At 39.9% G+C, this 8,148-nt stretch carries 7 protein-coding genes; 1 reads left to right on the top strand and 6 read right to left on the bottom strand.

Annotated features, from left to right (window positions below):
• Window positions 1–1,769: subtype B tannase (locus tag QZR70_RS07570; RefSeq protein WP_295794240.1), on the top strand; the 1,769-nt coding region annotated here is incomplete at its 5' end.
• A 149-nt stretch (window positions 1,770–1,918) separates the two neighbouring features.
• On the opposite strand, the gene cysK is transcribed toward QZR70_RS07570, so the two are convergent.
• The 6 genes from cysK to argS form a co-directional block, all read right to left on the bottom strand.
• On the bottom strand, window positions 1,919–2,854 hold the full coding sequence (gene cysK / locus QZR70_RS07565) for a cysteine synthase A (protein WP_005385347.1): 936 nt from the start codon (window positions 2,852–2,854) through the stop codon (window positions 1,919–1,921).
• Window positions 2,855–2,869: 15 nt separating this feature from the next.
• Complete coding sequence (locus tag QZR70_RS07560) at window positions 2,870–3,319, bottom strand: Rrf2 family transcriptional regulator (protein WP_004698292.1); 450 nt, start codon at window positions 3,317–3,319, stop codon at window positions 2,870–2,872.
• A 488-nt stretch (window positions 3,320–3,807) separates the two neighbouring features.
• Entirely contained in the window at window positions 3,808–4,371 is a 564-nt protein-coding gene (ahpC, locus tag QZR70_RS07555) for an alkyl hydroperoxide reductase subunit C (RefSeq protein WP_105089763.1), read from the bottom strand.
• 187 nt (window positions 4,372–4,558) lie between these two features.
• Complete coding sequence (locus QZR70_RS07550; RefSeq protein ID WP_295794236.1) at window positions 4,559–4,774, bottom strand: hypothetical protein; 216 nt, start codon at window positions 4,772–4,774, stop codon at window positions 4,559–4,561.
• Window positions 4,775–4,783: 9 nt separating this feature from the next.
• Window positions 4,784–6,394 carry a CTP synthase gene (locus QZR70_RS07545; protein ID WP_105089765.1) on the bottom strand — a complete coding sequence of 537 codons (1,611 nt, stop codon included), beginning with the start codon at window positions 6,392–6,394 and terminating at the stop codon, window positions 4,784–4,786.
• Window positions 6,395–6,409: 15 nt separating this feature from the next.
• The gene (gene argS / locus QZR70_RS07540) at window positions 6,410–8,143 is read right to left on the bottom strand and encodes an arginine--tRNA ligase (RefSeq protein ID WP_295794242.1); all 1,734 of its coding nucleotides are present in this window, start codon (window positions 8,141–8,143) and stop codon (window positions 6,410–6,412) included.
• Window positions 8,144–8,148 lie beyond the last annotated feature (5 nt).

Raw genomic sequence — 8,148 nt, 5'->3', positions numbered from 1 at the left:
CTAAGGCTAAAGCACAAGCTGAGGCTGAGGCAAAAGCTAAAGCCGAGGCAGAAGCTAAGGCTAAGGCTAAGGCTAAAGCACAAGCTGAGGCTGAGGCAAAAGCTAAAGCCGAAGCTGAAGCAGCTGCTAAAGCTCAAGCTGAGGCAGAAGCAAAAGCTAAGGCTAAAGCTGAAGCTGCTGCTAAAGCTCAAGAAAGCAAGTTGCCTCAATCCTATGTAGATGCTCGTAATGAAGCTTCCACAAAGGGTTCTGCTGTAACAGAAGAGAAAAATATTCTATCTCAGCCAATGGAACCACCATTGCAAGCTGATTCTTCTGCAAAGATTAGCCTTGCATTCGATGCGAAAAATTATGAGTCCCTGTCTACTACAGTAGATAATAAGGAAATCAAATATCGTGCCTTCGAATATATCCCTTACGTGGCTAATCCTATCGATATCGATCAACAGTACATGAATATCTATGTACCGGAAGAGTACTTTAATAATGGCACTGTAAATGGTTACAATACACAAACAGCCCCTATCTTTATGCCAAATGCAGTAGGTGGTTACATGCCAAGCCAAGCTATGACACCTAAAGTTGAGAATGGCAAACCTAACAGTGTTCTTTACGCATTATCTCGTGGTTATGTAGTAGCTTCCCCAGCTACACGTGGTCGAACAAACAAAGCATCCGATGGCAACTTCATCGGTAAAGCTCCAGCTGTAATCGTTGACTTACAAGCTGCCACAGCATACTTACATGCTAACGACTCCACAATGCCAGGTAATGCAAACCGTATTATCACAAACGGTACAAGTGCTGGTGGTGCCGTATCCTTGTTACAAGGTGCTGCTGGTAATAACTCCGACTTCCAACCATATTTACAAGCATTAGGTGCTGCTACAGCAGCAACCAATGTATATGCAGTTTCTGCCTATGCACCTATTACAAACCTTGATGCGGCTGATATGGCGTATGAATGGAGCTATAAAGGTATCACTTCTTTCAATAAAGTAACAATGGGCCAAGGCGAATTGCCTCAAGCCAATGTAGTTGGTAACACAGCACCGCTACAACGCACAATGCAACGTGTGAACTTGAATGCTGATGATGTAGCATACTCCAACTTACTTAGTGAACACTTCCCTGAATATGTAAATAATTTACAATTGCATGATGCTATGGGTCGTGTATTGAAACTAGATAAGAATGGCAATGGTACTTTCAAAAATTATGTGAAAGCTTTCATCATTGATGCAGCTAATAAAGCACAAGCTAAAGGTACTGATTTATCTAAACATACATACCTTGTACGAGATGGCAAAACAGGTGCAATCAAAGACATTAACTGGGAAGCTTACAACCAATTTGTAAGCCGTTCTAAAGCACCAGGTGCATTCGATTCCCGTTCTAATGACTCTGGCGAGAACAACTTATTCGGTACAAGTTCAACAGATAATAATCACTTTACAATTACTGCTGCATTACACGATACAACACCTAACCAAGATGTATACGTAGAAAATGCTAAAATCGTTACTATGATGAACCCCATGAACTATCTCGGTTCTCCAGCAGCGACAAATGCACGCTACTATCGTATCCGCTATGGTACAGCTGATAGCAATACATCCGTAGCTATCCCATTGATCGTAGGTACACGTGCTCAAAACCTTGGTTACAACGTAGATATGGCAACACCATTTGATGTAGACCATTCTGGCGACTACGATTTAGACGAATTATTCAACTGGATGGACAATATCGTTAAAAACGGTAGATAATAACAACTAAATACATACCATAACAAAAAAGGAGCTACCTAGTAGCTCCTTTTTCTTATATAAAATTGTAACATTAGAAAAAGCCCCTCTACCGAGGGGCTTTGCTCTATTAGGAAAGCATATTCACAGCTTTCACCAATCATATTCTATTATACTTCTGGGAATAATGCAGTGGACAAGTAGCGTTCACCTGTATCAGGAAGAATTACTACGATGTTTTTGCCTTTATTCTCAGGACGTTTAGCCAATTCTTGAGCAGCCCAAAGAGCAGCACCAGAGGAAATACCAACTAGGATACCTTCTGTATGACCAAATGCTTGAGATGTAGCAAATGCATCATCATTAGTTACTTGGATTACTTCATCATAAATAGAAGTATCTAAAGTATCAGGAATGAAGCCAGCGCCTAAGCCTTGGATTTTGTGAGGACCAGGTTTGCCATTGGACAATACTGGGGAATCAGTTGGTTCAACAGCCACAATTTTTACGTCAGGGTTTTGTTCTTTTAAATAACGACCTGCACCAGTCAAAGTACCGCCTGTACCAACACCAGCTACGTAGATATCTACTGTACCATCTGTATCTTGCCAGATTTCAGGACCAGTTGTTTTATAGTGAATTGCTGGGTTTGCTTGATTTACGAATTGACCCGCCTCGATGGCACCAGCTGTAGCTGTTACGATTTCTTTAGCTTTTGCAATAGCACCTTTCATGCCAAGAGAGCCATCAGTCAACACGAGTTGAGCACCATAGCCAAGCATCAATTTACGGCGTTCGATGGACATTGTTTCTGGCATTACGATTACAACTTTATAGCCAAGAGCAGCACCAACAGCGGATAAACCGATACCAGTGTTACCAGATGTAGCTTCTACGATTGTACCACCTGGTTGTAATTCACCAGATTCAACAGCTGCTTGAATAATTGCTGCAGCAATACGATCTTTAACAGAGCCACCTGGATTAAAGTATTCCAATTTAGCAAAAATATTTGCATCTGCGCCATATTTTTTACCAAAACGTGTAGCTGCCAACAAAGGTGTTTTACCAATTAATTCAACGAAAGATTTTGCAATATTAGACATAATAGTTACTCCTTATTAAATAGAACCATCCCAATTGTCATATTTTGTATCAAGCTTAGCGTAAGTTCCATCAATTACATCTTGAAGAGTTACGTTTTCTAAATAATCATGAATATAGTTTTGTAATCCTGCCCAGAAACCAACAGTACGTTCGTTGATTACTGTATCAGTACTCACCCCTTCATCAAGAGTAGAGATGATAGCCATGGACTCTTCCGTGGCGAGCAAAATTTCAATAATAGTATACTCTTTAGGGCTTTTAGATAAGCGATAGCCTCCGTATTTGCCACGAATACTATCCACTAGGTTAGCGGCACCCAAACGAGCCACAATCCCCTCAAGGTATTTCTCAGATATACCTTGTCGTTCTGCAACGGATCGCAAGGAAACCGGTTTATCTTGACCCTGCTCTGCTAAATCGATGAGAACCATCAATGCATAGCGACCTTTTGTGGAAATCCTCATATATCTTGCCTCTCTTTGTAAAAGTTAGTGCTAACACACCCCATGCTATAAAGCACTTATCCTACTCTATTTATAAAACCTTGTGTATCACTAGGAATTAATTTCATTATAGACTACTAAATTCAAAAATGCAAGAACTTATTTCCTACTTTCATAAAGGGATATTAAAAAACCTTCAAGATATAAGGTTTATACGATATTTTACTTTATTTCTAGCAAAGCTTTTTCTAATCTATTACCTCTAAATAGATTAAAATCAATACACAATTCTAAGTATATAAAAATAGGTATATAACACAAAAGGACCAGCCCGAAGGCCAGTCCTTTTGCGTATAGTTTGTAGTTTGTTATATGAGGTTTACCATGATGAATTGGAGAGGGTTCATCAGGTATTGGGACTTACCGTATCGTCAGGAAAACGATGCGCGCCCGTTTTGTCATTTGAGGAGTTGTCTAGATTATTCTAGCGTTTTAGGTTGATTTCTAAATTAGATTTTACCTACGAGATCAAGACCTGGTTTCAATGTGTCTTTACCTGGTTTCCAACGTGCAGGGCACACTTGGTCACCATGTTTTGCTACGAATTGAGCCGCTTGTACTTTACGAACCAATTCTTCAGCAGAACGGCCGATACCCATGTCATGGATTTCAGCTGTGCGAACGAAACCTTCAGGATCTACTACGAACGTACCACGGTAAGCCATAGCGGATTCTTCTTGGAATACATCGAAGAAGTCAGCTAATTCATGTTTTTTATCCGCTAACATGTAGTACTCGATTTTATTAATGCTTGGAGAAGCATCGGACCATGCTTTGTGAACGAATTCAGAGTCACAAGATACGGAGTAAACTTCGCAACCTAGTTCTTTCAACTCTGCATAGGAGTTTTGTACGTCTTCTAATTCTGTAGGGCAAACGAATGTGAAGTCTGCTGGATAGAATACGAAGATGGACCATTTGCCCAATACATCTGCAGTACTAACTTTTACTAATTCAGGTTTTTTGAAAGCATCTAGAGTAAATTCAGGAAGTTTTTTACCAATAATAGACATGTTATGTCCTCCTTCATTGAGTTCAAATGTAACAGTTATATTATTATCGGTGTACTTATCACCAAATCTATATCTATCTTTGTCTATATAATAACAAATATCATTCAATATTGCAAGTGTTATTTTTAAATTTATCGATATATTTTTCCAACTTTTTTCGATATAAATAAAAAAAGAAGAAAGATGCTCATTTCTGAGCATCTTTCTTCTTTTTCTTTACTACAACAGATTTACTATTCACCGTAGAATGATCAAAGGCGATTAAGCCTGCTATATTAGCGAGCCCACGTCGCGCTATATGACCTGTTGTAGACTGTTCTTTACCAGATTTACCATATACAAACTGCTCTAGCTTGAGAGCAGCTAATATAAAGATACCTATAATGGATAAAATGGATCCCATTTCTATTCTCTATTTTTTAAGTTCTAAAATTGCGTCTACGAAGCCACGGAATAGTGGATGCGCATTATTCGGACGAGATTTAAGTTCTGGGTGAGCTTGTGTACCGATAAAGAATGGATGGTTCTTCACTTCGATACTTTCAACTAAACGACCATCTGGAGATGTACCGGAGATAACAAGACCAGCATCAGTCAATTGTTGACGGTATTCATTGTTGAACTCATAACGATGACGATGACGTTCATAAATCAAATCTTTACCATAAGCTTCATGAGTTTTTGTACCGGCTTCCACTTTACATGGATAGATACCAAGACGCATTGTGCCGCCTTTTTTATCTACATCAACTTGATCACTCATCAAATCGATTACTTTGTATTTAGCATTTTCGTCGAATTCGCTAGATGTAGCGCCTTCCATGCCACATACATTGCGAGCAAATTCCATTACTGCAGATTGCATGCCAAGACATAGACCGAGGAATGGAACATTGTTTTCACGAGCGTATTGGATTGTACGGATTTTACCTTCTACACCGCGGGAACCGAAACCACCAGGTACAACGATACCATCAATACCTTCATATACTTCTTTAGGGTCTACAGATGTATCATCAAGTTCTTCAGAGTCAATCCAGCGAAGGTTCACTTTAGTACCTGTAGCGATACCTGCATGATCTAATGCTTCCACTACGGATAAATACGCATCGTGTAATGCTACATATTTACCAACGATGGCAACTGTAATGTCTTTGCTTGGATTCAAGATTTTATGAACCATTTCTTTCCATTCAGTCATATCGCAAGGACGTTCTTCAAGACCTAATTTTTTGATAACAATGTCATCAAGACCTTGGTCTTGCATCATCAATGGCACTTCATAGATGGAGCTGCAAGTTTGGTTTTCAATAACTGCTTCTGGTTCTACATCGCAGAACAAAGCAAGTTTTTCTTTCATTTCATCAGAAATGTGTTTTTCACTGCGGCATACCAAGATATCTGGTTGAATACCGATGCTGCGTAATTCTTTTACACTATGTTGTGTAGGTTTAGTTTTTAATTCGCCTGCAGCATTGATATAAGGCACCAATGTTACGTGAATATAAAGTACATCGTTACGGCCTACTTCTTTTTTCACTTGGCGGATAGCTTCCATGAATGGCAAGCTTTCAATATCACCTACAGTACCGCCGATTTCAGTGATAACTACATCAGCATTATCCTCTTTACCTACGCGGTATACATTTTGTTTAATTTCATTTGTAATGTGTGGAATTACTTGTACAGTGCTGCCCAAGTAATCACCTTTACGTTCTTTATTGATTACAGACCAGTACACTTTACCCGCTGTAATGTTGGAACGTTTACTAAGGTTAATATCGATAAAGCGTTCATAGTGACCCAAATCAAGGTCAGTTTCAGCACCGTCATCTGTTACGAATACTTCACCATGTTGGTAAGGGCTCATCGTACCAGGGTCAATATTAATGTATGGGTCAAATTTTTGAATCGTTACATTGAAACCGCGGTTTTTAAGCAAGCGACCCAAGGATGCTGCTGTAATCCCTTTACCAAGAGAAGAAACAACGCCGCCAGTTACGAAAATATACTTAGTTGCCATGATGCCTCCCACCTATTACATTTTTTCCGGAGCAGAAATACCTAAAATACCCAAGCCTTGACGAAGTACGAGGGCAATCGCTGTGATTAATCCTAGACGAGCTTGTTGCAACGCTGGATCTACGCCAATGATACGACCTTGACGGTAGAAGGAATGGAACATGCTTGCCAAATCGAATAAGTAACGAGCAATGCGATGTGGTGCACGATGTTCGGCAGATTGAACGACCTCTTCTGGATATTCAGCTAATTTTTTAATTAATTCTAATTCCATTTCACTTGTAAGCGTTGTGAAATCAGTTTCACTATAATCACCAAATGCAATGCCTGCTTCACGCACTTGGTTGTAAATGCTGTGAATACGAGCATGAGCATATTGGATATAATATACTGGGTTATCATTGCTACGAGATTTAGCCAAGTTAATATCGAAATCAAGTTGACTATCTAGAGAACGCATCAAGAAGAAGTAACGAGATGCATCTACGCCAACCTCTTCAATCAATTCATCTAATGTAACGCTATCACCGCTACGTTTAGATAATTTAACGAGTTGTCCATCGCGGAACAATGCTACCATTTGTAACAATAATACTGTTAGTTTATCTGGGTCATACCCAAAAGCAGCCATAGCAGCTTTTACACGGCATACATAACCATGATGGTCAGCGCCCCAAATATCAATCATTTCTTTGAAGCCACGATCATATTTATTGCGGTGGTATGCAATATCTGCCGCTAAATATGTAGGAACTCCATTATCACGAATAACTACGCGGTCTTTATCATCGCCATAGTCAGTAGATTTCAACCACAATGCACCGTCTTTTTCATACACTTTGCCAAGAGCCTTTAACGCCTCTACGGAGTGATGAATTTCATCAGCTTCATGAACAGTACGTTCAGAGAACCAATTATCGAAAGTAACACGGAAATTGCTTAATGTTTCCTCTAAGCGAGCTAATTTTTCTTTTAAGCCCTCTTCTTTAAACAATGCTACACGATCAGCTTCGTTCATAGCATTTAATTTATCGAAGCCTTCGCGTTCTGCAATAGCTTTTGCAGTCTCGATAATATCAGGACCACGGTAGCCATTTTCAGGGAATACGAGAGCCCCTTCTGGAATATCAAAGTCAGGCATGGAGCCGTCTTCGTTGCGCTTAGGTGGGAATACTAATATAGCACCTTGCAACTCTTGGAAACGGTACTCAATGGAGATAGCCATGTTATCGATTTGGTTACCCGCATCATTGATATAGTACTCAGATTGTACGTTGTAACCTGCTGCACGCAACAAGTTGACAAGAGCACTACCGTATGCAGCACCACGACCATGACCTACATGCAAAGGACCTGTTGGGTTCGCACTTACATATTCAACTTGAATCGTATCGCGCGCACGCAATGGTTGTACACCATATTGATCACCAGCATTCAAAATGGCTTTCAATGTGTCGTACACCATATCGGATTTCAAGAAGAAATTGATGAAACCTGCACCAGCAACCTCAGCGCGTTCAAGCCAATCAAAATTCATATGGCTAATCAAAGCCTCAGCAATAGCACGAGGATTTTGACGAGCTACACGAGCGGATTGCATCGCAATGTTTGTAGAAAAATCACCGAATTCTTTTTGAGGTGGCACTTCGAGAACGATTTCTGGATATTCACCAGCTGGTAAGCCACCACTGTTAATCGTATCTTGTAATGCCTGTTCAATCCCCGATTTCAGGATTTCCTTCATGTCCATGCTCT

It is taken from the genome of uncultured Veillonella sp., assembly GCF_900545205.1.
GTDB lineage: Bacteria > Bacillota > Negativicutes > Veillonellales > Veillonellaceae > Veillonella.
This window is presented reverse-complemented; position numbering and strand designations above follow the sequence as displayed.

Excerpts from the sequence above, each read along its gene's own strand:
- cysK (WP_005385347.1), bottom strand. The coding sequence starts at position 2,854 with ATGTCTAATATTGCAAAATCTTTCGTTGAATTAATTGGTAAAACACCT.
- QZR70_RS07560 (WP_004698292.1), bottom strand. The coding sequence starts at position 3,319 with ATGAGGATTTCCACAAAAGGTCGCTATGCATTGATGGTTCTCATCGAT.
- ahpC (WP_105089763.1), bottom strand. The coding sequence starts at position 4,371 with ATGTCTATTATTGGTAAAAAACTTCCTGAATTTACTCTAGATGCTTTC.
- QZR70_RS07550 (WP_295794236.1), bottom strand. The coding sequence starts at position 4,774 with ATGGGATCCATTTTATCCATTATAGGTATCTTTATATTAGCTGCTCTC.
- QZR70_RS07545 (WP_105089765.1), bottom strand. The coding sequence starts at position 6,394 with ATGGCAACTAAGTATATTTTCGTAACTGGCGGCGTTGTTTCTTCTCTT.
- argS (WP_295794242.1), bottom strand. The coding sequence starts at position 8,143 with ATGGACATGAAGGAAATCCTGAAATCGGGGATTGAACAGGCATTACAA.